This is a genomic window from Bradyrhizobium sp. BRP56, assembly GCF_020194035.1.
GTDB classification, from domain to species: domain Bacteria; phylum Pseudomonadota; class Alphaproteobacteria; order Rhizobiales; family Xanthobacteraceae; genus Bradyrhizobium; species Bradyrhizobium australafricanum.
Window position 1 is genome coordinate 30,130 of sequence record NZ_JADYVV010000058.1, and the last position, 23,381, is coordinate 53,510.

General features: G+C 65.5%; 18 protein-coding genes. 6 read left to right on the plus strand and 12 right to left on the minus strand.

Going from position 1 to position 23,381, the window contains the following annotated elements; translation table 11 throughout:
• Nucleotides 1-14 precede the first annotated feature (14 nt).
• Both I6F38_RS32010 and I6F38_RS32015 read right to left on the minus strand, forming a co-directional pair.
• Nucleotides 15-3,485: an acyl-[ACP]--phospholipid O-acyltransferase gene (locus I6F38_RS32010; protein ID WP_225163219.1), complete on the minus strand. Its 3,471-nt coding sequence runs from the start codon at nucleotides 3,483-3,485 to the stop codon at nucleotides 15-17.
• A 286-nt stretch (nucleotides 3,486-3,771) separates the two neighbouring features.
• Nucleotides 3,772-4,029 (minus strand): hypothetical protein, encoded by a 258-nt coding sequence (locus tag I6F38_RS32015; protein WP_092083143.1) that lies wholly within the window; start codon nucleotides 4,027-4,029, stop codon nucleotides 3,772-3,774.
• Nucleotides 4,030-4,081: 52 nt separating this feature from the next.
• On the opposite strand from I6F38_RS32015, the gene I6F38_RS32020 reads away from it, so the two are divergent.
• Complete coding sequence (locus I6F38_RS32020; RefSeq protein WP_225163220.1) at nucleotides 4,082-4,702, plus strand: TetR/AcrR family transcriptional regulator; 621 nt, start codon at nucleotides 4,082-4,084, stop codon at nucleotides 4,700-4,702.
• A 20-nt stretch (nucleotides 4,703-4,722) separates the two neighbouring features.
• On the opposite strand, the gene I6F38_RS32025 is transcribed toward I6F38_RS32020, so the two are convergent.
• Nucleotides 4,723-5,721, minus strand: coding sequence for a winged helix-turn-helix domain-containing protein (locus I6F38_RS32025; protein WP_225163221.1), 999 nt, complete (start codon nucleotides 5,719-5,721; stop codon nucleotides 4,723-4,725).
• 150 nt (nucleotides 5,722-5,871) lie between these two features.
• Here I6F38_RS32025 and I6F38_RS32030 point away from each other — a divergent pair, with 150 nt between their 5' ends.
• Nucleotides 5,872-7,050, plus strand: coding sequence for an ABC transporter substrate-binding protein (locus I6F38_RS32030; RefSeq protein WP_225163222.1), 1,179 nt, complete (start codon nucleotides 5,872-5,874; stop codon nucleotides 7,048-7,050).
• A 160-nt stretch (nucleotides 7,051-7,210) separates the two neighbouring features.
• Here the strand turns inward: I6F38_RS32030 and I6F38_RS32035 are convergent, their stop codons facing one another.
• Nucleotides 7,211-7,630, minus strand: a complete 420-nt coding sequence (locus I6F38_RS32035) for a hypothetical protein (protein WP_225163223.1) — start codon at nucleotides 7,628-7,630, stop codon at nucleotides 7,211-7,213.
• A gap of 220 nt (nucleotides 7,631-7,850) precedes the next feature.
• On the opposite strand from I6F38_RS32035, the gene I6F38_RS32040 reads away from it, so the two are divergent.
• Nucleotides 7,851-10,118, plus strand: a complete 2,268-nt coding sequence (locus tag I6F38_RS32040) for a DUF2235 domain-containing protein (RefSeq protein ID WP_225163224.1) — start codon at nucleotides 7,851-7,853, stop codon at nucleotides 10,116-10,118.
• A gap of 231 nt (nucleotides 10,119-10,349) precedes the next feature.
• Nucleotides 10,350-12,032, plus strand: a complete 1,683-nt coding sequence (locus I6F38_RS32045) for a phospholipase D-like domain-containing protein (RefSeq protein ID WP_225163225.1) — start codon at nucleotides 10,350-10,352, stop codon at nucleotides 12,030-12,032.
• 66 nt (nucleotides 12,033-12,098) lie between these two features.
• Here I6F38_RS32045 and I6F38_RS32050 read toward each other — a convergent pair whose 3' ends face one another.
• On the minus strand, nucleotides 12,099-13,199 hold the full coding sequence (locus I6F38_RS32050; protein ID WP_225163226.1) for an LLM class flavin-dependent oxidoreductase: 1,101 nt from the start codon (nucleotides 13,197-13,199) through the stop codon (nucleotides 12,099-12,101).
• A gap of 105 nt (nucleotides 13,200-13,304) precedes the next feature.
• Nucleotides 13,305-13,943: a TetR/AcrR family transcriptional regulator gene (locus I6F38_RS32055; RefSeq protein WP_225163227.1), complete on the minus strand. Its 639-nt coding sequence runs from the start codon at nucleotides 13,941-13,943 to the stop codon at nucleotides 13,305-13,307.
• Between the two features lie 55 nt (nucleotides 13,944-13,998).
• On the opposite strand from I6F38_RS32055, the gene I6F38_RS32060 reads away from it, so the two are divergent.
• Nucleotides 13,999-15,510, plus strand: coding sequence for an FAD-dependent monooxygenase (locus I6F38_RS32060; protein WP_225163228.1), 1,512 nt, complete (start codon nucleotides 13,999-14,001; stop codon nucleotides 15,508-15,510).
• Nucleotides 15,511-15,531: 21 nt separating this feature from the next.
• Here I6F38_RS32060 and I6F38_RS32065 read toward each other — a convergent pair whose 3' ends face one another.
• The 5 genes from I6F38_RS32065 to cobS all read right to left on the minus strand — a co-directional run bounded on the left by I6F38_RS32065 (nucleotide 15,532) and on the right by cobS (nucleotide 21,182).
• On the minus strand, nucleotides 15,532-16,644 hold the full coding sequence (locus tag I6F38_RS32065) for an NADH:flavin oxidoreductase/NADH oxidase (RefSeq protein ID WP_225163229.1): 1,113 nt from the start codon (nucleotides 16,642-16,644) through the stop codon (nucleotides 15,532-15,534).
• Nucleotides 16,645-16,782: 138 nt separating this feature from the next.
• Complete coding sequence (locus tag I6F38_RS32070; protein ID WP_225163230.1) at nucleotides 16,783-17,871, minus strand: esterase-like activity of phytase family protein; 1,089 nt, start codon at nucleotides 17,869-17,871, stop codon at nucleotides 16,783-16,785.
• A gap of 3 nt (nucleotides 17,872-17,874) precedes the next feature.
• Nucleotides 17,875-19,773 (minus strand): cobaltochelatase subunit CobT, encoded by a 1,899-nt coding sequence (gene cobT / locus I6F38_RS32075; RefSeq protein ID WP_225163231.1) that lies wholly within the window; start codon nucleotides 19,771-19,773, stop codon nucleotides 17,875-17,877.
• Nucleotides 19,770-20,180 (minus strand): GNAT family N-acetyltransferase, encoded by a 411-nt coding sequence (locus I6F38_RS32080; protein WP_028343272.1) that lies wholly within the window; start codon nucleotides 20,178-20,180, stop codon nucleotides 19,770-19,772. Before I6F38_RS32080 ends, cobT begins: the two co-directional genes overlap by 4 nt.
• A gap of 3 nt (nucleotides 20,181-20,183) precedes the next feature.
• A complete protein-coding gene (gene cobS, locus I6F38_RS32085) occupies nucleotides 20,184-21,182 on the minus strand; it encodes a cobaltochelatase subunit CobS (protein ID WP_057015539.1) in 999 nt (332 codons plus the stop codon).
• Nucleotides 21,183-21,474: 292 nt separating this feature from the next.
• Here cobS and I6F38_RS32090 point away from each other — a divergent pair, with 292 nt between their 5' ends.
• A complete protein-coding gene (locus I6F38_RS32090; RefSeq protein ID WP_225163232.1) occupies nucleotides 21,475-22,137 on the plus strand; it encodes a DedA family protein in 663 nt (220 codons plus the stop codon).
• On the opposite strand, the gene I6F38_RS32095 is transcribed toward I6F38_RS32090, so the two are convergent.
• Complete coding sequence (locus I6F38_RS32095) at nucleotides 22,138-23,361, minus strand: citrate synthase family protein (RefSeq protein WP_225163233.1); 1,224 nt, start codon at nucleotides 23,359-23,361, stop codon at nucleotides 22,138-22,140.
• Nucleotides 23,362-23,381 lie beyond the last annotated feature (20 nt).

The following is a 23,381-nucleotide window of genomic DNA, read 5'->3' on the forward strand; positions in this document are numbered from 1 at the left end:
CATCATGCCAAGCCTCATGCAACGTGTTGCGCCAGCCGCGCCGGCTCGGCCTCGCCCTCATCGCCGGCGGGCTCGGCCTGCGGCGCAGGCGCCGCGGCGAGTTCCGCTGCTATTTCCTTGGCCAATGCAGTGGCGCCGACATAGTCGGTCTTGCCGGTGCCGAGCAGCGGCACCTTGTCGATGACGCGGATATCGGCCGGCACCGCGAGCTCGGAGGCGCCGACGCTCTTGGCCTGGCGCTGCATCGCGGCGCGGTCGGCGTCCTTCTGCGTGGTGAGCAGCACGATGCGTTCGCCCTTGCGCTGATCGGGCAGCGTGACCGCAACCGATATTGCCTGCGGCCAGATCGCAGCCGCGATCGCCTCCACCGCCGACAGCGAAACCATCTCGCCGGCGATCTTGGCGAAGCGCTTGGCACGACCCTTGATCGCGATGAAGCCCTGCGCGTCGACCGTGACGATGTCGCCGGTGTCGTGCCAGCCTTCAGGCAGCGGCTCGAGCACGCCGGGATTCTCGGCACGGAGATAGCCGAGCATCACGTTCGGGCCCTTCACCGACAGGCGGCCGCCTTCCTCGATGCCGGGGACCGGATCGAGACGGTACTGCATCAGCGGCGAGATGCGGCCGACGGTGCCCTGGCGATTGGCCATCGGCGTGTTCATCGCCAGCACCGGCGCGGTCTCGGTGACGCCATAGCCCTCGAGGATGCGGATGCCGTAGCGCTCCATGTAGATCTGCCGCGTGCGCTCCTTCACCGCCTCCGCACCGGCGATGACGAGCCGCAGCGTGCGGAAGTCATAGGCATGTGCCGAGCGGGCATAGCCGGTGAGGAAGGTGTCGGTGCCGAACAGGATCGTCGCGCCGGTTTGGTAGATCAGCTCGGGCACGATCCGGTAATGCAGCGGCGACGGATACATGAAGATCGGGATGCCGCCGAGGATCGGCATCATCATGCCGCCGGTCAAACCGAACGAGTGGAACACCGGCAGCACGTTGAACACCTTGTCGTTGGCATTGGCATCGACCCGCGCCAGCGCCTGTGCCGCGTTGGCGAGGATGTTGCGATGGGACAGCACGACGCCCTTCGGTGTGCCTTCCGAGCCCGAGGTAAACAGGATGACCGCGGGATCGTTGGCCTTGCGGGCGACGCGCGGCGCGATGCCGGCGCGGAAGCCCGCGACCTTGTCGGCGAGGCCGATGCCGGCCCTGACATCCTCGAGATAGACGACGCGCGCCTGCCCGGCGAGCGCCGCGATCAGCTTGTCAAGCTTGCCCTTCTCGATGAAGGCCTGCGAGGTCAGCACGGTCTTCACCTGCGCCGCCTTCATCGCCGCCAGCACATTGACTGGACCTGCCGAGAAGTTGAGCATCGCCGGCACGCGGCCGATGGTCTGCAGCGCCATGAACACGACGGCGACGCCGGCCGAGTTCGGCAGCAGCACGCCGACATTCTCGCCGACCGCGGTGCCCTGCTCGAGCTTGCGGCTCAGCACCTGGGCGCCGAGGATCAGCTTGCGATAGGTCAGCTTGGTGCCGAGCGCATCCTCGATGATCGGCTTGCCGGTGTCGCGGTCGCGATAGGCGTGGCCGAGGCCCTCGAACAGCGTGTGGTCGAGCATCGCGTTCTGGACCATGGCGTTGATCATCACGTCCTGCAGCGCGGCGCCGGCGGCATTGCGGCGCGCCTTGCCTCGCAGCGATTCGTCGACCGGCAGCTTCACCGGCGGCAGGATCGAGATCGTCACCTTGGGGAACCAGGAGCGCTTGATCTCGCCATTCTTGAGATAGCTGAGATGCGAACGCTGCGCGCCCTCGATGCGGACCGGGACGACGACCGCATCGGCCTTGTCGGCGATCATCGCCGTGCCGTCATAGACCTTCATCAACGAACCGGAGACCGTGATGCGCCCTTCCGGGAAGATCACCACCGGCTCGCCGGCGGCGACCAGCTTGATCAGGTCGCGCGCGGCCAGCGGCTTCGACGGGTCCATCGTGTAGTGCTTGATCATCTTCAGGAACGGCTTGGCCCACCACGCCTTGGAGATGCCGGTGTCGACCGCGAAGCTCGCATCGATCGGCAAGGTGGCGTGCAGCAGCGGGCCGTCGACCAGGCTGACATGGTTGGGCGCGATCAGCATCCGCGTGCCCGATGGCGGCAGGTTCTCCATGCCACGCACCTCGACGCGGAACAGCGCCCGGAACAGCAGCGCGCCGAAGTCGCGCACGCCCTCCTTGCCCCACTTGCTCAGCACGAACCAGACCGTGCCGAAGCTCGCGACGGCCAGGCCGAAAAAGATCCAGGCGATCGGCAGGCCGATATATTGCAGGGCGCCGACGAACACCGCGCCGGCGACCATGAAGCCGGCCTGCAAAATGTTGCCTGCGGCGATGATGCGGGCGCGCTCGGACGGCGCGGTCCAGGCCTGCACGGCGGCGAACGACGGCACCACGAACAGGCCGCCGCCGAACGCGAACAGGAAGAAGTCGGCCAGCATGCGGAAGCCGCCGAACGAGGTCGCAAACGCGGCCGCGGTGACGTCCTTGCCGAGCGAGGTGGTGGCGATCGCCCAGGCGAGGTCGAGGCCGACCACGCCCATCACGATGGCGCCGATCGGCACCAGCGCGAGGTTCGGGCGGACATGGCTCAGCTGCGCGGCGAACAGCGAGCCGGCGGCAATGCCGATCGCGAACACGGCAAGGCACAGCGTGACCACGCCTTCGGTGCCGCCGACGCCTTCCTTGATCAGCGCAGGCAGCAGCGACAGCACGATCGCGCCGACCATCCAGAACCAGGACACGATCACCATGCCGTCCCACAGCCGCGGCTCGGCATAGAGCGACTTCAACAGGCGCACGGTCGAGGTCCAGGGATTTTTGGTGATCGGCAGATCGGGCGCCGACGGCTGCGTCACCGGGATGCGCGATGCAAACGCCCAGGACAGCACCGACAGGCCGACCACGGCGGCACAGATCCAGCCCATGTGGCTGGCGCCGGCGACGAACATGCCACCCGCGATGGTGCCGATCAGGATCGCCATGAAGGTTGCGCCCTCGACCAGCGCATTGCCGGTCGCGAGTTCGGACACCGACAGCTGGTCGGGCAGAACGGCATATTTCACCGGGCCGAACAGCGCGGCGACGATGCCGAACAGCGCCAGCGCGATGAACAGCAGCGGGATCGAATGGGTGAAGAAGCCGGCGGCGGCAAAGGCCGCGGCAAAGATCTCGAAGAACTTCAGCCGGCGGGCGACGACGGACTTGATGTAGCGGTCGGCGAGCTCGCCGCCGAGCGCCGACAGCACGAAGAACGGAGCGATGAACACCGCCCCCGCGAGCTGAACCAGCGCCGGCCCCTGCTCGTTGGCGACGCCATACAGCAGCATGATGACGAGCGCGTTCTTCAGCACGTTGTCGTTCAACGCCGAGCAGAACTGCGACCAGAACAGCGGCGCGAAGCGGCGGGACGTCATCAATTCCTTGATCATGACCGGTTCCTTGGGTTAGCGCGCACGGCGCTGGCAGGTCTGCGAATTCGGGTGGCGGAGAATGGTGAGCGTGGAGAAAATGACGGAGATGCCGCAGCCTTTAGTCTTTTCCGCAACGTATCGGTTCGAAGGCGCGCAAAATCGGGCGCACCGGGACGTCGCGACATTGCCCGCCAGAGATGTACGAGACCTTATCCAGACCTGGGGTTGACCGACGCCGGATAGGCTCGCAGAGGACATGGTGAGCGCTTTGTTGAGGTTTCGCCGACAATTGCGGCCGCGTGCTTCAGGTCAGTTCACTCAAGCCGCCGAACGGTGACCATCGGCAGTTGCGCGGCTTGCAGCGGCCTCCGCTCGCAGCCGCCTGGCGCGGCGCGCGCCGATCCGCGCGCCGCTGCTCCAGGACGCCTGCGACGTCGCAGGCGCGGGCAATCCGCTCGATCGGCGCGGTCGCCAGATTGAGGACGGCGCGGCCGAAGCCCTTCACGAGCTCGATCGCGTCATCGACAAGGGTGGTGGTCAATTGAAGTGCTAGGGTCTGCATCTGAGTGGCCTCCTATGCCAACTTGAGCAACGCTCAAATTAGTAGTATGAAAATGAACATTGTTCAAGAAGAATCGCGACGAGACCGAAAAAAACTTCAGCGGCGAGCCCTGCTGATCGAGATCGCGCGCCGGTCAATCGCCACTAAGGGATTGAGATCACTCAAGGTTCGCGATGTCGCCGAAGCCGCCGGCTGCTCCATCGGCAGTGTCTATAATGAGTTCGGCGACTTCGACGGGTTGATCCTGACCGTGAACCGGGAGACCGTTCACGCCCTGACCACTCGGCTCAAGGCGGTCCCGGCCGACGATCCCCTGCACCAGCTGCACGGACTTGCCGACGCCTATCTCGGCTTCGCCACCGAGCACGCCAATCTGCTGCGCTCGCTGTTCGAGCACCGGATGGAGGACGACCGGCCGTTTCCGGAAGACATCCTCACGATGGTGATGGACGCGTTCGCACTGATGCATGCGCCGCTGCTGCGGCTGCTGCCCGATCGTTATCCCGGCGACGTCGCGCTGCTGTCGCGGACGATGTTCTCCGCGGTCCACGGCATCATCTCGCTCGGCCTCGAAGAGCGCATGGTCGCGGTCCCACCTGAGATGCTGCGCGAGCGCCTCGCGCAGTTCGTCGACACGCATCTGGCGGGGCTCGGTGTTTCGCGGCGCGCGTAATCACACCGGGTGCGCTTCGATCAGGTTTGATTGCGTGCAATGGGGCCTGGGTGGGCAAGGGTCCAGAGCGGTTCGAGGAACACGACACCGGTACCTCCCTCGCGGAAGACGAGCTTGAACTCGATCCGTCCATCCGCGGTGATGGAGGCAGAATGCAGTCCCGTATTGCCGTCATAGCGCAAGACGTCGTCGAGGACATATCCGGTGAAGCCGCCGGAAAAGCCGGGCCCGGGTACACGGCTGTGCGGCATCGCCGGTCCGTTCACGAGATAGCCGGTCGCGACACCGTCCCGATCGACATTGGTGACGATCATCATGAATTGGCGGTGCGAATTGATCCATCCCTCGGCGCTCACCCACACGCCGAGAAAGCGGCGGACATTGTCCGGTACGTCACTTGCCGGCGCGCGAACGCGATAGGCGGGAAGCGGCAGCTGCTTCTCGGCGGCCAGCGCGGTGATCCGCTCGACATCCTGCTCCGGCACGATGCCGTGATCCTGCGGCACAAGCCAGTGCGCCAATTCGGCCAGAGGATGCCACATCCCGTTGGCGAGCGGCGGCACGGATGCGAATGATGCGAAGGCGATCACCGACAGGCCGGCGATCATCAACCATCGGGGAAGCGCGGCCAAGCGTGCCGCGATGCCGCGGGGAGCGGACGTTCGGCGCGAGACGTTCTGCGATCCATGATCGTGCGGCGGCGGCACCGGCCTGGCGTCGAGGCGATAGCCGCGGCGAGACACCGTCTTGATGATGCGGTGGTCATCATCGCGCAGCTTCAGGCGCAGCTCGCGGATGCACTGGACGAGCGAGTCGTCCGAAACCGCGACGTTACCCCAGACCGCCTCGTGCAGATCCTGCTTGGATGCCAGCCGCCCGGCATTGCCGGCGAGATAGCCGAGCACCGCGAATGATTTCGGCCTGAGATCGAGATCGACGCCATCCACGCGGGCTACGCCGCGGGCGAGATCAAGCTCAAAGGAATCAAATATCAAAACGGAATCAGTTGCCGGGTCCATAGAGGTCACTCCATGCCCACAGACGGCACCAATCGGGAAAATTTAGCAGTAAATTCGCCGTTCTGTCACTTCTTCATCAGGACTTCCCTGGCGCGAAGCCGACAGTCGCGAACCGGCCCGGCATCATTCCGGGCTCGCGGGAGGTTGGCCATGTCGAGCACCCGGTTTGCCATGTTGGTCGGGGCTGTTCTGTCGCTTGCGGCGGTGCGACCGGGACTCACCCAGGCGCAGGACGTCGTAAGGGTCGGGCTGGTGATGCCATTGACCGGCGTTCTGGGGCCGGTCGGCAAGCAGGCGGTCGCCGGGGCGCGGCTCTACATGGCGCAGCACGGCGACATGGTCGCCGGCCGCAAGGTCGAATTGATCGTCCGGGACGATGCCAGCGTGCCCGACAATGCCAAGCGCATTGCGCAGGAGCTGATCGTCAACGACGGGGTGGCGATCCTCGGCGGCGGGTTGACGCCGAGCGTGCTGGCGCTCGCGCCGCTGGCCAATGAGAGCAAGACGGCGACCGTCGTTATGGTATCGGGCACGTCGATCGTGACCGAACGGTCGCCTTACTTCGTGCGCACCAGCTGGACGCACGCGCAGCAGGCCAGCGTGCTGGCGGATTGGGCGGCGAGGAACGGATCGAAACGGGCCACCATCATCGCATCCGACTGGGCACCCGGGCGCGAAGCCGCCGGCGTATTTTCGGCGAGCTTCACCGCGGCAGGTGGAACGATCGTCGAAGCGCTGAAAGTGCCGCTGGTGAACCCCGATTTCGCGCCGTTCCTGCAGCGCGCGCGGGATGGCAATCCCGACACCCTGTTCATTTTTGTCCCGACAAGCCAGGCCGGTATCCTGGCCAAGCAGTTTGTCGAGCGCGGGCTCGACAAGAGCGGGATCAAGCTGATCGGCCCCGGCGACATCGCCGACGACGAGGACCTGCCGGGTATGAGCGATGCGATGATCGGCATGATCACGGCGGGGTTCTACTCCGCCGCGCATCCATCCGACCTGAACCGCGACTATGTCGCGGCGTTTCGCAAGGCCAACGCGAATGTTCGACCGAACTTCATCAGCGTCAGCGCCTATGACGGCATGCATCTGATCTACGAGGCGCTGAAGGTGACCGGCGGCAAGACCAATGGCGATGCGTTGGTCGAAGCCATGAAGGGCATGGCCTGGGAAAGCCCGCGCGGCCCGATGTCGATCGACCCGACGACGCGCGAGGTCGTCCACGACATCTACATTCGCAAGGTCGAGAAGGTCGGCGGCGAGCTCTACAGCATCGAGCAGGAGACGTTCAAGGCGGTCAAGGACCCCGCCAAGGTCGCGAACCGATGAGGGAGGCGGAGTAGCAACTGATCCGGCTTGGCGTAGGCCTTTGCGGTGTCCCGGCGTAGCGGGTGACGGCCGACACAGGACTTGCGTTCAGACCATCCCCCCTGCAACACGACCGATCCCGAGCCAGCAAACCAGCCTCGTCCAACGCCACTCCGACGCTTCAGGCGCGCGCCCGCGCAATCGTGCCGCCGACGATCTGCATGGCAACGCCGAGCACCCAGCCCGCCATGATGGCCGCGGTCCAGCCGATCTCCGGCTCGCTGCGCAGCACGACGACGCCAACCGAGAAGAACGCAACCATCGTCGCGAGGAAGGTCCCGATCGCGCCGAGCAGCTCCGCCGCGTCGATCTTGCGCATCGACGCCGTATCCTTCGGATGGAACAGCTTGGGGGGTGTATCGATGCCGAGATAGAAGCCGATCGCTCCGCCCAGCATCATGACGAGCAGGAACGCCTGCGAGGTCAACGCCGAGACGCTCGAGCCGACATGGATGGCGACAAACAGACCGCTTGCGGCTCCCGCCAAAGCAAGGCCGAAGCGCTCAAGGACGTGGGCAAATTTTCTGACGTGGCTGCGCATGGCTGTGCCTCATCAATGAATTGCGCCGCTATTAGGCTAGGCCTTTTCGCAGCAACGCGAAAGCGGTCACCTCTCACATGGCCGCGACCACGTGACGCTTTGTGCGCTAGTTCACACCTATCGCGGCATGGAATGATTAAAGAGCGATCAAAGGTAGCAATCGATCCGGTCCCTGCTACGCTGCGCCACCCGCTTCATTCGTTTCAGCGAGCGTCTTTCAATGCCGAGTCCGAAGATCATTATTCTGTCCGACGGCACCGGCAATGCCGCATCCAGCGTCTGGCGAACCAATGTCTGGCGGATATTTCAGTCGCTGGATCTGCAGGGCAATACGCAGGCCGCCAAGTATGATGACGGCGTCGGCACGTCGAAATTCATTCCGCTGGCCATCCTCGGCGGCGCCTTCGGCTACGGCCTCAAGCGCAACATCCTCGACGCGTACAAGTTCATCTGCCGCAACTACGACCACGAGAACGATTCGAAGGTCTACCTGTTCGGATTCAGCCGCGGCGCGTTCACCGTGCGCACGCTCGCCGCACTCATCCTCGATCAGGGCCTGATCGTCGCGGACACCGAATCCGAGCTGCACGACGGCGCGGTGAAGGCCTATCGCGCATACCGGGCCGAGGGCTACCACTCGATCTGGCGCATCGAGGTGCTGTTCCGCGCGCTGCGCGACTATGTTCTTGTGCCGCTGTGGGATCGCCTTCGAGGCAACAAGCCGTATGCAAGGATCGCGCGGAAGCCGGTGCCGGCGATCGAGTTCATCGGCATCTGGGATACCGTCGCGGCCTATGGCCTGCCGATCGACGAGATGACGCGCGGCATCTCCAACTGGGTGTGGCCGCTCGAACTACCGAACCGGATTCTCAGCCCGAAGGTCAAGTGCGCGCGACACGCGCTGGCGCTCGACGACGAGCGCACGACCTTTCATCCGGTGCTCTGGACCGAGCAAGAGCCGGGACAGCCCGCACCGGCCGCGCCGACCAGCATCGATGGCGAGCGCCTCGTCCAGGTCTGGTTCGTCGGCATGCACGCCAATGTCGGCGGCGGCTATCCGGACGACGCTGTCGCATTCGTGCCGCTGGCCTGGCTGGTCGACGAAGCCGTCAAGCGCGGCCTCGCATTCAAGAGCGCACCGATCGCCGACCCTGACGCGATCAAGTCAATCAAGTCCTCCGAGGACAAGGATGGCCGCCTCTACGATTCGCGGGCGGGCCTCGGCGCGTACTACCGGTACGGTCCGCGCAAGGTCGCCGACCTCTGCAACGATCCCTATGCCGGCGTCAGCGTGCCGATGCCGAAGATCCACGAGAGCGTGTTCGAGCGGATCGACAGCGGCGCCAATGCCTATGCCCCGATCGGACTTCCGCCGAACTACGTGGTCGTCTCGCGCAGCGGCGAGGTCACCCCGCTCGGCGCCAATACGTTTGAGACGCCTGCGGGCGCACCGGCGCGCTATGCCGCGCAGGAGAAGCTGTGGAACTACGTCTGGATGCGCCGGATCGCCTACTTCGCCACGCTGGCGGCGTCGCTGCATCTGGCCGCGTTCTGGCTGTTCCACAACCAGCACAAGGAGCACGAATTCAGCTCACCTGTCAGGATGATCTCGGAGCTGGTGCGCTTCGTTCAATCGTTCCTGCCCGATTCCTTTCATTGGTGGACCGATTGGTACGCCGGCAACCCGGAATGGTTCGCGGGCGGCATCCTCGCTGTCATCGTGCTGATGGGTGCAGGCAGTTCGCTCAGCGCGACGATCAGCGACAGGATGCGGATCATCTGGCGTGACCGCGCGAAGCCGACGCCACTCTCCGGGTTCATGCACGATGCGATCTATCGATTCCGTACCAGCGCGGTCTATCAGTGGATCCTCAATGTCGGAAAGCGGCATGTCGTCCCGTTCCTGCTCACGGCCCTGCTGGTCTGGTTCAGCGCGACGCTGGTCAGCCACTTCCTGTTCAATCTCGCCGATTCGACGGGGGCATTCTGCAAGGGCACTGCAACGGACCAACTTGTCGCCGTCGACAAGGGCATCCCGCAGGATGCCGCCGACTTCGACACGGGCGCGATCTGCGCGCCGACCGGCCTCAAGGTCCGCACCGGGTTCAAATACGAGATCGCGATCACGATGTCGGAGCCCTGGGAGGACGCCGGCCGTGCCGTGACGCCGATCGGGTACCGGACCTCGACCATCGAAGGCACAAGGCAGTTGCGCGGCTATTTCGCGATCTTCCTGCGGCGGATCCTGTTCCGGCCATGGTTCAGGCTGATCGCACGGGTCGGAGAGACCGGCGTCGACGAGTATTTTCTCGACCCCCTGCCGGTGTCGAACACCGACCCGCAGGTCTACAAGGCGCGTTTCACCGCCGATCGCAGCGGCGAGATCTTCCTCTACGTCAACCAGGCCGTCATCAGCCTGCCCTGGGTCTGCGGATGGTTCTACGGCGACCATAAGGGCAAGGCGAAGGTCACGGTGCGGTTGCTGTAGGAAGCCGCGATCGGGCCCACAGCATCGCGGCCCAACGGGTGCGCACGACGTGACCGATCTGTGATCCTGCCGACAGACCAGGTTGTAGATTGTCTGGCATACTCTCCTTGCTAGAACAGCTGCCCCGACGCCCGGAACGATCCGACCCGACTTCAGGGATCGCCGGGCGACGTTGACGCGCCAGGTTCATGTCGACCGGATATTTCTCAGCCGCGATTTGGAGGCATCACCATGATTTCCACAATTCAGGCGTTCCCGACCACCGACGGCATCTTCGTGGTCTGGGAGGTCGCGGCAATGATCCCGGACTGCCTCGGCTTTGCGCTGTATCGTCAGCAGCAGGGCAAAAGTGCAACCGTGGTCGACACCTGGGTCGGGTTCGAGGACCAGGCGCAGGATCACAAGCCGGGCGAACATCGGCCGAGCACCGAATGGCCGGTGCAGAAGACGAACTGGACCGATTTCCTGGCGCCAACCGACGCGCCGGTCCGCTATGGCGTCGTTCCGGTTCTCAAGGACGGCGCCACCAAGGTGAAGCCCGCCTACAGTGCGCCAGCGACATGGACCGAATACGTCTCCGCAATGCCGTCGGGCCCCCTCAAGCCGTGGTTCAACCGCGGCACGATCTCGGCGCAATGGCTGTCGCGCGCGATCGGCAAGGACAAGAAGCCGGCGCAAACCCTGGAGAAGGCGATCTCGACCAAGGGCAACAAGATCCGCGACTTCCTCAAGGGCCAGCTCGGCGCCCGACTGCTGGCGCTGTTGGCTGAAGCCAAGAAGAGCAAGCGTGACGTCTATCTGGCGCTCTACGAGCTCAACGACCCTGAGCTGATCGCCGCGCTCACCGCGATGAAGAGCAAGGCGCACGTCGTGCTCGGCAACAGCACCGGCAGGTCCGACGCCACCGCCACGGACACCGAAAAGAACGCCGGCGTGCTGAAGAAGGCCGGCGTCGACATCGTCCGCCGCAAGATCGCGCCGAGCCGCTACGCCCACAACAAGTTCGCGGTGTTCTGCGACGGCGCGCAGAAGCCGAAGGTGGTCTGGACCGGCAGCACCAACTGGACCCGAACCGGACTGTGCACCCAGAACAACAACGGGCTCGAGATCACCGACGACAAGGTCGCGGCGGCCTATCACGACCATTGGAAAGCGATCTACGCCGACGGCAGCAAGTCGCCGAAGGCGCTGGCCGTGGCCGGCGATCATGAATGGCCCTTCACCATCGGCAAGTCGAGCCTCAGCGTCTGGTTTACGCCCACCACCAGGAGCGGCGACCTCAAGGAAGCCACCAAGATGATCGAGGACACCGAGCATGGCGCGGTGTGCCTGATGCTCAACCCCGGCAACAAGGGCCTGCTCGGCCCGATCCTGGAGAAGGCGCAGGACAAGAAGCTTTATGTGCGCGGGGTGCTCAACAATTTCCCGGCGCAGGGCAAGGACAGCCCGAAGGATCAGCTGCAGCTCCTGGCCGGCGACGGACAGCAGCAGGTCTTCAAGGGCAAGCAGATCGCCGACGTGATCCGGCCCGCCGGCATCGACAAGACCGCGGACTGGTGGGAGCACGAGATCAAGAACACCGGAAAGTTCATGATCGCCGTGCACAGCAAGGTGGTCGTGCTGGATCCGGCCGGCAAGAACCCGGTGGTCATGACCGGCTCGCACAATTTCTCCGACCGCGCCAGCACCAAGAACGACGACAACCTCGTTATCATCAGGGGCGATTCGCAGCTGGCGCTGACCTATGCCGCGCGCATCGTCAGCATCTACGGCCAGTATCGCTGGCAGGCCTGGCGCAACACGCCGGAGGGCCAGAAGGACAAGGGTCTGAAGCGCAGCGACACCTGGCTGAGCAACCGCATCGGCAAGGGCTGGGCGGAAACCGAAACGCGGTTCTGGCTCGGCACCACCTGACGCCGGCGATCCGTCATGAACACGGGGCAGCGTTACCGCTGCCCCGCGCTATCCTCACCGCCAAACCTACGCCGCGCGGCCGACCGAGGCGTCGAGATGCTTCAGCCGCGGCAGCACCTCCTGCTTCAGGAGCCGCAGCGAATTGTGCCAGGCTTCCGGCTTGTGCTTGTAGTCGAAGCCGAACACCAGCAGCACGCCGAAGCCGCCGACCTCCTGGTAGATCTTCTCGATCTTCTCGGTGACGGTCGCCGGCGAGCCGACGATCCAGTTGTTGCGCGCGCAATATTCGACCGTGACGTCGCTGTCCGGAACGTCGGGCGAGGCCTTCAGATAATCCTTGAAACCAAAGTGGCCGAGCAGCGGCAGGAAATACTCGCCCATCATCCGGCCCATCATGTCGCCGGTCGACAGCTTCCACGCTTCCTCATCGGTGTCGGCGACGAATACCTCGCGCACCATCCGCCAATCCTTGCGGCTCGGCGTGCGGCCGGTCTTGGCCGCGCCCGCCTCCACCGAGTCCCAGTGGCTGCCGACATAGGCGGGGTTGAGGTTGAGGCTCATCGGAATGAAGCCGCGCTCGCCGGCAAGCTTCAGCGTGTCCGAATTCTTGGAGAGCCCCGCGACGCCGATCGGCGGATGCGGCGCTTGCTGAGGCTTGATATGCGGCTTGAGGAAATCGAACATCGTGTCCGGCTTGGTCACGGTCCAGAACTTGCCCTTGTGGGTCCAGGGAGCCGGCTCGGTCCACATCTTCAGGATGATCTCGAGCGCCTCGCGGGTCATGTCGCGGTTCTGTCCTGACATGCCGTCGACATTGAACATGGCCCAGTCGCTCGGCAGCCCGGAGGCCGCGACGCCGAAATTGAGCCGCCCGTTCGAGAGATGATCGAGCATCGCAACGCGGTTGGCGAGTTCTGCCGGGTGATGATACGGCAGCAGGAAGCCGCCGGGCCCGATGCGGATATTCTTGGTCTGCAGCAGCGCCTGCGCGATCAAGAGATCAGGCGACGGATGCGGCTCCCAGGGCGCGGTGTGGTGCTCGCCGATCCAGGCTTCCTGATAGCCGAGCTCGTCGAGCCAGCGCAGCACCTGCAGGTCCCAGTCGTGGCCCTCCTTCAATCCGCACTCCGGCGGATGCGACGGCATCGCGAAGTATCCGAGTTCCATGGGTTTCCTCTCTTTGTTCGATGCGTGTCTTTCGCACGCGCTTCGAGAGTAGCTGCCCCGGCTACGGCAGAACAATGGCCTTGTCGCATCCGGCTCGGCCAGGATCTATGCGTAGGGCGTATCCTTCAGCATGATCGCGATACCGGAAAAGCTTCGCTCCATGATCCGCAGGAAGGTCTCGCGTGACGACGCAGCCGACCTGCGGGCCTTGTGCTCGCGAAGCCCTTCCGCATAGGCGACGGTCAGCGCCGTGACCACCATCGACGCGGCGAGCCGGGCATCGGCATCGGCGAGCGGGCGCTTGATGGCTGCCGCCAGCACCGTTGCGAGATCATCGACCAGTTCGTCACGCATCTCGCGCGCCCGCGCCGAGAGCGCCGGGCTCTCGGCGACGGTGCGCCAGAATTTCGCCGTTGCGTCGGTGAATTTCGCGAACGGATGCACGCGATCCGCCAGGCTGTGCACCAGCTTGCGGAGGGTTGCGATCGGCGCCTCGCCGGACGGACGCTCGGCAAAGGCGACCCGCAGCATCTGCCGGCTTTCCTCCTCACGGTCGAAGAACAGGTCTTCCTTGCGTGGAAAGTAATTGAACACCGTCATCCGTGAGACCTCGGCGGCCTCGGCGACTTCGGCCACCGAAACATTGTCGAAGCCGCGTTCCAGGAACAGCTCGGTGGCGACATCCGAGATCGCCTGGCGCGTCGCCTCCTTCTTCCGCTCCCGCAATCCGCCCTGATTTGACATGCGGGAATTTGTACCATAGTAAATATTATACTGAGTATAATTTTATGGTGACGACGTGACGCGTGACCGAACCGATGTGGTTGTGGTTGGTGCCGGGCCGACCGGACTGCTGCTGGCGATCGAACTGACCCTGGGCGGCGCCGACGTGATCGTCATCGAGCGGCTGACCGAGCCCGACCAGACCATCAAGGCCGGCGCGATCGGCGCGCTGGCTGGCGAGGCACTGGAGCGCCGCGGCCTCGGCGACGCGATGAATGCGGTCGAACGCAGCATGGCGGACAGCATGTCCAGGCTCATGAGGGGCGCGGGCGATGCGAGCGAACTGCCGTTCAAGAAATTCGGCGGTCACTTCTCGGGCATTTTCCTGATCGACCAGACGCGTCAGCGCGAGCCGGACCGGCGGTTGCGCGGGGTGAACCAGCAAGCCCTGGAAACCATGCTCGCCGAGCGCGCCCACGCGCTCGGCATCGAGATCAGGCGCGGCTGCGAGTTGATCGATTTCGAGGATAGCGGCGACGGCGTCGTGGCGCGGACCAGGGACGCGTCCGGCAATGCCACGCTGCACGCGGCCTATCTGGTCGGCTGCGACGGCGGACGCAGCGCCGTGCGCAAGCGCGCGGGCTTCGTATTCCCCGGCACCGAACCGACCCTCACGGGACACCAGGCCATCGTCGACCTCGATCATCCGGATCGACTTCTGCCGGTCGGCTGGCGGCGAACGCCGATCGGCATGATGGCGTATGGACCAATTCCTGGCCGGGTGTTCCTGGCCGAGTTCGACGGACCGCCGGCCGATCGCAGCGCGCCGGTGACGCGCGAGGAGATCGAGACCACGCTGCGCCGGATCAGCGGCGTCGACGTTCGCGTCACCGCCGTCAAGACCGCGACGCGCTTCACCGACAATGCGCGGCAGGCCGACAGCTATCGCAGGGGCCGCGTCCTCTTGGCGGGCGATGCGGCGCATGTGCACTCGCCATTCGGCGGACAAGGCCTCAATCTCGGCCTGCTCGATGCGGTCAATCTCGGCTGGAAGCTTGCGGCGGTCGTGTGCGATCGCATGCCCGAAAGCCTGCTCGACAGCTACGCGGAAGAGCGGCATCCGATCGCGGCAAAAGTGCTCGCCAACACCCGCGCCCAGGTCGCCTTGATGCGGCCTGACGTCATGACGGACGCCTTGCGCGAGATCGTCGCGGACCTGATGAGCCTCGACGAGGGCACCCGCTACTTCGGCGAAATGATCAGCGGCATCAGGATCCGTTACGATCTCGGCAGCGACCATCCATCGGTCGGCCGGCTCTCCGGCAATTTTGCTCTCGGCGACGACGGCGCGGAAACAACCCTGTTCGATCAGATGGAGGACGGCAGGGCCGTGCTGGTCGATGCGACTGATGGAGCCGCGTCAGCGATCGCGGCACGCTGGGATATCTTCGTGCGATGCGTGCCGCGGCGTAGCGGCGCTTCGCTGCTGATCCGCCCGGATGCCTGCATCGCCTGGGCGGCCGACGACGCCGACACGACGGGCCTCGACGCCGCGCTGACGCGCTGGTTCGGGCCCGCCATGCCGTGACCTCGCAAGCGAGGTGCGCTGTCAGCGCGTCCCGAACGTGGTCTTGCCGAACAGCGCTTTCTGCGTCGAGGGCTGCGAGCGCCAGTATTGCGGCGGTGCGCTCACCTCGCCACCGAGCTCGGCGGCGGCGTGCCAGCCCCAGCGCGGGTCGTAGAGCATGCCGCGGGCGAGCGCGACCATATCGGCCTTGCCGGACGAGACGATCTCCTCCGCCTGCTTCGCTTCCGTGATCAGGCCGACCGCCATCGTGGTAACGCCGGTCGCCTCCTTGACCGCCAGCGCCGCCGGCACCTGATAGCCCGGCCCGAGCGGAATCTTCTGCAACGGCGAGACGCCGCCGGACGAGACATCCATCCAGTCGACGCCGCGCTTCTTCAGCTCCCTGGCAAACTCGATGGTCTGCGCAAGGTCCCAGGCGCCCTCGACCCAATCGGTCGCCGACACCCGCATGCCGATCGGCTTGTGATCCGGGAATACGGCGCGCACGGCGTCGAACACTTCCAGCGGAAAGCGCATGCGATTTTCCAGCGAGCCGCCATAGCGGTCGGTCCGCTTGTTGGCGATCGGCGACAGGAACTGGTGCAGCAGATAGCCGTGCGCGCCGTGCAGCTCGAGCGCATCGATGCCGAGCCGGTCGGCGCGCTTTGCCGACGCGACAAAGGCCTCGCGGATGCGCGTCAGGCCGGCGTCGTCGAGCGCCAGCGGCGCGGCCTCGCCTTCCTTGTGCGGGACATTGGATGGTCCGACCGTCTGCCAGCCGCCTTCGGCAATCGGGATCAGTTGCCCGCCCTCCCAGGGGCGCTGGCTCGACGCCTTGCGGCCGGCATGGGCGAGTTGCATCGCGACCGCCGCCTTCGAATGCTTGCGCACCGAGGCCAGGATCGGCTTCAGCGCCGCCTCGTTGGCGTCGTTGTAAAGACCGAGGCAACCCGGCGTGATCCGCCCGATGTCCTCGACATGGGTGGCCTCGATGCAGAACATCGCCGCGCCGGACAGCGCCAGCATGTTGATGTGGGTGAAGTGCCAGTCGTTGGCGGAGCCGTCGATGGCCGAATACTGGCACATCGGCGAGACCATGATGCGATTGGAGAGCTTCAGGTCGCGCAGTTCGATCGGGGAGAACAGGGTGCTCATGCGGCGGATATCCGGGATCGGGGAAGAGGGCCCGGTTAAGATAGAGGCAGCACGGCCGATCACCAACCGTCCGGAAGGCCGCGCAGGCCGGGGCGCAGATCAGCAATGTCCTGACGGGGTCCCTCCGGGCCGGCGCCCTCAGTCCACCAGCGTGAACTGCAGCAGCAGATTGCGCTGGATCAGGGAGAAATTGTCGTCGGAGACCATGGTCAGCACGGTCTCGCCCTCCTCCGTGACATGGGCGTCGATGCCTTCCATGTTGTCGATCTCGTTGCCGAGATCGGCATTGAAGATCGCGGGGCCGTCGATCACGGCGCCGGGCGCGATCTCGGACAGCGCGAGACGGCGGATGCGGATGCCGACGCCGCCGAACCAGGAGAATTTCCGCTCCAGAATCAACAGGCCGCCCGACGGCAGCAGGACCGCGTCGCTGATGTCGAAATTCTCGCTGCGGCGGACGCTGAACTGGCCTGGAGTCTTGCCGCCGACCAGGAAGGCGATCAAATTGCCGCTCGCATCGAGCCCGCGTTCCGAGAACGCGATCAGCGTGCCGGCGAGCCGCTGGCCCGTGGCCTTGGGCACGAAGACGAGGCCCTCCAGCCCCTTGTTGTTGGGAAGCTTGCGTGCCGCCGGCGGCAGCGCAATCACCTCGCCGCGCGAGCGGGTAAAGCCCTTGGCGAAATCGAAGCGCAGCACCTGGTTGACCCGCTCGAGCCCGACATAGGCGAACGAGCCGTCGAGCGCGAGCGATTCCGAATCATACCAGCCACGGGTCACGGTGATCGGCCTGCCGTCGGCGCCGAGCAGCGGCGCCGCCTCGACATCGTCGAGCCCGACCATCTCCCGGCCGCGATAGACGATGCGGCCGGTGAACCAGCTGCCCTGGTCGCTGACCGCGATGAAACGTTCGCCCTTGGGATCGAGCCGTAGCGCGGACAGGCCGCCGAAGCCGGAGAACGACGAGGTCAGGATCAGGCCGCTGCGATATTCCAACGCGCCGAACCGCGTGCGCGCGCGATCGCGGATGTCGAACGACGGCAGCGGCCGTGCGTTGACGTCGATCGAAACCGGTTCGTTGACCCGGTAGGGGCTCGGCCTCGCAGCCGGCCTCGGCGTTGCCGGCGGCTGGGTCGCGCTCTGCGCCTGCGCAAGACGCGGTAATGCGGCGGCCGACAGCCCCGCCGCCATACCCTGGAGGAAACGGCGGCGGCTAGGGGATGAGCGCATGTCTCACGAGTGGAGACGGCGCCGGATGCCCGGCGCGGGCGCCGAGCCGTGGGTCTCGCTGAATAGCTCGGCGAGCTTTTCGGTGATGGCGCCGCCCAGCTCTTCGGCGTCCACGATGGTCACGGCGCGGCGATAGTAGCGCGTCACGTCGTGACCGATGCCGATCGCGATCAGCTCGACCGGCGAGCGGGTTTCGATCTCGTCGATGATGTGACGCAGATGCCGCTCGAGATAGTTGCCGGGATTGACCGACAGCGTGGAGTCGTCGACCGGCGCACCGTCGGAGATCATCATCAGGATGCGGCGCTGCTCGGGACGCGCGAGCAGGCGCTTGTGCGCCCAGTCCAGCGCCTCGCCGTCGATGTTCTCCTTGAGCAGGCCCTCGCGCATCATCAGCCCGAGATTCTTGCGCGCGCGGCGCCAGGGCGCGTCGGCCGACTTGTAGATGATGTGCCTGAGATCGTTGAGGCGGCCCGGATTGGCCGGCTTGCCGGCCGCGAGCCACGCCTCGCGCGACTGCCCGCCCTTCCAGGCGCGCGTGGTGAAGCCGAGGATCTCGACCTTGACGCCGCACCGCTCCAGCGTGCGCGCCAGGATGTCGGCGCAGGTGGCGGCGACCGTGATCGGGCGGCCGCGCATCGAGCCGGAGTTATCCAGCAGCAGCGTCACCACGGTGTCGCGGAAGGTGGCCTCCTTCTCATGCATGAAGGACAGCGGGTGATAGGGGTCGGTAACGACGCGCGACAGCCGCGCCGGATCGAGGATGCCCTCCTCGAGGTCAAAATCCCAGGCGCGGTTCTGCTGTGCCATCAGGCGGCGCTGCAGGCGGTTGGCGAGCCGCGCCACGATGCCCTGCAGATGCGCGAGCTGCTTGTCGAGATAGGAGCGCAGCCGCTCCAGCTCGTCGTGATCGCAGAGGTCTTCGGCGGCGATCACCTCGTCGAACTTCGGCGCGAAGGCGTGATATTCCGGACCGCGCGGCTCGTTCTGGCCGCGCGCATTCGGCCGCGTCGCCTCGCCCGGCGTCTCGTCGTCGCCGAGCTCGCCGTCGTCGAACGTGTCCGACGTGGAGGCCTGCGCGCTCTCCATCGCGCTTTCGCTCATCTCTTCCGCGGACGTCTGCGCCTGGTCGGCGCTCATTTCCTGAGCGGCATCGGAATCGGGCGAGCCCTCGGCGCCGGACTGATCGCTCTCGCCGTCCTGGTTCTCGTCCTGGTCGTCGTCATCGTCGGAATCCATGTTGCGTTCGTCGCCGAGATCGAGCGCCGACAGCAGATCGTGGACGAGGTCGCCGAACCTCGCCTGGTCCTCGGTGAAACGGCTGAGCTTGTCGAGCCGCGAGCCGATCTTGTCCTCCAGGGTCGGACGCCAGAGATCGACCATCTTCTTGGCGGCGGCGGGCGGCGCCATGCCGGTGAGGCGTTCGCGCACCAGCATCGCCAGCGCATCCGATAGCGGCGCGTCGGCGCGATCGGTGATCTCGTCATACTTGCCGCGGTGGAAATGATCGTCGAGCATCGCGGTGAGGTTCTTCGCGACGCCCGCCATCCGCCGCGAGCCGATCGCCTCGACGCGCGCCTGCTCGACCGCCTCGAACACGCCGCGCGCCTGCGGATTACCCGGCATCAGCTTGCGATGCACCTTGGGATCGTGACAGGCGATCTTGAGCGCGATCGAATCGGCGTGGCCGCGCACGATCGCCGCATCGCGCTTGGTCATCTTGCGCGCCGGCTCCGGCAGCCGCGCCTTGCCGGGCGCGAGCCCGGGGCGCTCGGCGGCGAAGGAGACTTCGAGCTCCGGCTTCTTGGCGATCGCCTTCAGGCACGCCGACACCGAGCGCTTGAACGGCTCGGTCGGCGCTTCCTTGGATCCGGGACGGAATTTGATGTTGGAGGTTGTCATAGCGATTTCGTAAACCAATGGCGCGTTACGCCGCCGGGATACCCCTCAATCGAACCGAACTCTTTATATCCGTTGGCGCGGTAGAAGCCCGGCGCCTGGAAGCTCATCGTATCCAGATAGGATCGCGTCGCTCCGAAGCGCCGCGCCTCGTCCTCGATCGCCTTGATCAGCTTCGCGCCAAAGCCCTTGTTGCGAAACTTCTGCTCCATCCAGAACAACTGGATGAACAACACCGCGGTCCAGACCTCGCCGACGATGCCGCCGACAATCTCGTCGCCTTGCCGCAGCGAGATGGCGAAGCGCTTGTACTTCTGCTTCCCCATCTTCTCGTTGTTGTAGTGGAGCAATCCGCCGAGCACCGCCTTCTTCGTCTGTGTGACTGTGCGCTCGACGGAGATTTTCGGCATGGATTAGCTGAGCGCCACGTTGACCGAGGATTCCGGCAGCTCGACGTTGAAGCAGCGCTGGTAGAACTCGGCGACCAGCGGCCGTTCCAGCTCGTCACACTTGTTGAGGAAGGTGACGCGGAACGCGAAGCCGATGTCGCTGAAGATGTCGGCGTTCTCGGCCCAGGTGATCACCGTACGCGGACTCATCACCGTCGACAGGTCGCCATTGGCGAACGCGTTGCGGGTCAGATCCGCAAGCCGCACCATCTTGTTGACGATGTCGCGACCTTCCTGGGTGCGATAGTGCTTCGCCTTCGCCAGCACGATCTCCACTTCCTCGTCATGGGCGAGGTAGTTCAGCGTGGTGACGATCGACCAGCGGTCCATCTGGCCCTGGTTGATCTGCTGGGTGCCGTGATAGAGGCCCGAGGTGTCGCCGAGGCCGACCGTGTTGGCGGTCGAGAACAGGCGGAACGCCGGATGCGGCTTGATCACCTTGTTCTGGTCGAGCAGCGTCAGGCGGCCGGAGACTTCCAGCACGCGCTGAATCACGAACATCACGTCCGGGCGGCCGGCGTCGTATTCGTCGAACACCAGCGCGATATTGTGCTGCAGCGCCCAGGGCAGGATGCCGTCGCGGAATTCGGTGACCTGCTTGCCTTCCTTGACCACGATGGCGTCCTTGCCGACGAGGTCGATACGGCTGATGTGGCTGTCGAGGTTGACGCGCACGCAGGGCCAGTTGAGGCGCGCCGCAACCTGCTCGATGTGGGTGGACTTGCCGGTGCCGTGATAGCCGGTGACCATCACGCGGCGGTTCTTGGCAAAGCCGGCGAGGATCGCGAGCGTGGTGGCGCGGTCGAAGCGGTAGTCGCTGTCGACTTCCGGCACATGCGGATCGACTTCGGAATAGGCGGGAACTTCCAGGTCGCTATCGATCCCGAAGACCTGCCGGACCGACACCTTCATGTCGGGCAAGCCGACGGGTTCCTGAGCTTTGGTCTGGACGGCGGTCGTCATTCATCCTCCGAGGTCCCGGGCGTTCCCGAAACCAGATTAATCGTTTGGCTGCGGATGGGGTGCTTCGCATAAGCCTAGCAGAGAGCAACGGTTGGCAGAAGCCCGCGAGCAAATCAAAGTTCCGTTGTTCTATCATAAAGATAGGAGCGAAACTCGGTTTTTGGAAGGCAGCCCTGCAAATCCCGCCGTACTTTTGCCGCAGCACCACGACGGCCGGCCCGGGCCGGGCACTTTTCAGCCCGGCGGGGAGTTGTTAGCTCTCAAATCGATAACACCGCCACATGGGAATTTTGTGACTTCATTCCTTGACCCTTTGATCGCGTTCGTTTCGGCCCATGCCTGGCTTGCCTATCTGACGCTGTTTCTGGCCGCCCTGCTGGAGGCGGTGCCGGTGATCGGCTCCCTTGTGCCGGGTTCGACCATCATCCTGGCGTTGAGCGCGCTGGTGCCGGGCGGCGAATTAAAGCTGTTGCCGGTGCTCGCCGCGGCGGCCGCCGGCGCGATGCTCGGCGACGGCACCGCCTACCTGATCGGCCACCGCAGCCAGCGCGAGATCCTGTCGGCCTGGCCGCTTTCCAACTACCCGCGCGTGGTCGCGCAGAGCGAGGCCTTCTTCAACCGCTGGGGCGTGCTCGCGGTGTTCTTCGCCCGCTTCGTGCCCCCGATCCGCGCCTTCGTGCCGATCACGGCCGGCGCGCTCGACATGCCGCCGGCGCGCTTCTACGCGGTCAACATCCCCGCGATCCTGCTCTGGGCACCGGCGCATGTGCTGCCCGGCGTGCTCGCCGTCACCGCGCTGCACGACTATGCCGGCCTGCCGCACCATGGCCATGTCGGCAAGCATCTGTGGATATTTGCGGTCGCGGGCGGCGCCGTGATCCTGGCGCTGGCCGCCTGGACCATCCGCCGCCGGCACGGCGGCAGCCTGATCGAACCGGCCAAGCCGGCCAAATAGCTAGATGCTGTTGGTCGTTCCCGCCCGCCCGGGCGCCGGTCCGACATAGCGCGCGCGAGGCCTGATCAACTTGCCGAGCTGAAGCTGCTCGCTGGCATGCGCGATCCAGCCGACGCTGCGGGCCATCGCAAACAGCGCGAGCTCGCTGCCCGCTGGCATCCGCAGCGCATGCACCAGCACCGCCAGCGCGTAATCGATGTTGACGAATTCGCCGGTCGCCTCCGCGATCCGCTCCGGCACTTCCCTGGTGAATTTGCGCGGCGCGCCGGCCCGCGTCAGCGCTTCGAGCAGCGAGATCGCGCGCGGATCGCCCTTCTTGTAGACGCCGTGCCCAAAGCCGGCGAAACGCTCGCCAAGCGCGACGCGCTCGCGGACCACCGGCGCAACGTCACTATCGAGCATCGTCTTGACGAGGCGCGAGGCGAGCACGCCGGCGCCGCCATGCATCGGTCCTTTCAGTGCGACAAGACCCGCGATCACGGCGTCGTACAGATTGAGTCCGGTCGACGCCGCGCAGCGTGCGGTGAAGGTCGACGCATTCAGTTCGTGATCGGCGAGCAGCACCAGCGCGCGGCGGATCAGGTCGGGCGCGTGCTTGTTGTCAGGCGTCCAGACCTGCGCCACCTGCTCGTGCAGCGGCTCGTTCGATGGCGCAGCGTTCAGCATGGTCGCGACCAGCAGCCGCAGGATGCGGCCGCCGACCATGGCGCGGCCGTCCGGCGCGCGCGTGAAGGCGCCGGGATCGGCGCTTGCCGCCAGCGCCAGCACCGCGACCGTGCGGTCGATCGGCTGGGCGCGGCGCGCGGCTTCGGCGATCGCGCGCATTTCGTCCGAGAGGTGCGGGCAATTGTCCGGTGCGAACGGATCGACGCCGGTGACATCCCACAGCAACGTCGCGGTGTGCTCCAGCGTGTCGCGCTCGGCGAGCTCGACGCAGCTGACGCCGCGATAGATCGGGCCCTGCTCGGTGATGGTCGCGATCGCCGAATCCATCACCGGCAGATCGGCGTCGAAATTACGGAAGCCGCGCGGCTCCGGCGACGGCACGCGGCGCTCCTTCAACCCCCTGATGTCCTCGGCGCGGTAGCGGTGGCTGCGCGAATCCGGCGACGGCTCGGAGCGGATCAGCCCGCGGCTGACATAGGCGTAGAGGGTTGCCGGCGAGATCGCGAGCTCGGCGGCGGCTTCGCGAGCGGAGAGGTAAAGCTCGGCGGATTTTTTCATATTGATTTATATAATCAAGA

Coding starts and splice junctions, on each gene's coding strand:
- I6F38_RS32020 (WP_225163220.1), top strand. CDS start 4,082: ATGAACATTGTTCAAGAAGAATCGCGACGAGACCGAAAAAAACTTCAG.
- I6F38_RS32050 (WP_225163226.1), bottom strand. CDS start 13,199: ATGGAACTCGGATACTTCGCGATGCCGTCGCATCCGCCGGAGTGCGGA.
- I6F38_RS32070 (WP_225163230.1), bottom strand. CDS start 17,871: ATGCGCTCATCCCCTAGCCGCCGCCGTTTCCTCCAGGGTATGGCGGCG.
- I6F38_RS32045 (WP_225163225.1), top strand. CDS start 10,350: ATGATTTCCACAATTCAGGCGTTCCCGACCACCGACGGCATCTTCGTG.
- I6F38_RS32015 (WP_092083143.1), bottom strand. CDS start 4,029: ATGCAGACCCTAGCACTTCAATTGACCACCACCCTTGTCGATGACGCG.
- I6F38_RS32025 (WP_225163221.1), bottom strand. CDS start 5,721: ATGGACCCGGCAACTGATTCCGTTTTGATATTTGATTCCTTTGAGCTT.
- I6F38_RS32030 (WP_225163222.1), top strand. CDS start 5,872: ATGTCGAGCACCCGGTTTGCCATGTTGGTCGGGGCTGTTCTGTCGCTT.
- I6F38_RS32080 (WP_028343272.1), bottom strand. CDS start 20,180: ATGCCGAAAATCTCCGTCGAGCGCACAGTCACACAGACGAAGAAGGCG.
- I6F38_RS32010 (WP_225163219.1), bottom strand. CDS start 3,485: ATGATCAAGGAATTGATGACGTCCCGCCGCTTCGCGCCGCTGTTCTGG.
- I6F38_RS32055 (WP_225163227.1), bottom strand. CDS start 13,943: ATGTCAAATCAGGGCGGATTGCGGGAGCGGAAGAAGGAGGCGACGCGC.
- I6F38_RS32040 (WP_225163224.1), top strand. CDS start 7,851: ATGCCGAGTCCGAAGATCATTATTCTGTCCGACGGCACCGGCAATGCC.
- I6F38_RS32065 (WP_225163229.1), bottom strand. CDS start 16,644: ATGAGCACCCTGTTCTCCCCGATCGAACTGCGCGACCTGAAGCTCTCC.
- I6F38_RS32035 (WP_225163223.1), bottom strand. CDS start 7,630: ATGCGCAGCCACGTCAGAAAATTTGCCCACGTCCTTGAGCGCTTCGGC.
- I6F38_RS32095 (WP_225163233.1), bottom strand. CDS start 23,361: ATGAAAAAATCCGCCGAGCTTTACCTCTCCGCTCGCGAAGCCGCCGCC.
- cobS (WP_057015539.1), bottom strand. CDS start 21,182: ATGACGACCGCCGTCCAGACCAAAGCTCAGGAACCCGTCGGCTTGCCC.
- cobT (WP_225163231.1), bottom strand. CDS start 19,773: ATGACAACCTCCAACATCAAATTCCGTCCCGGATCCAAGGAAGCGCCG.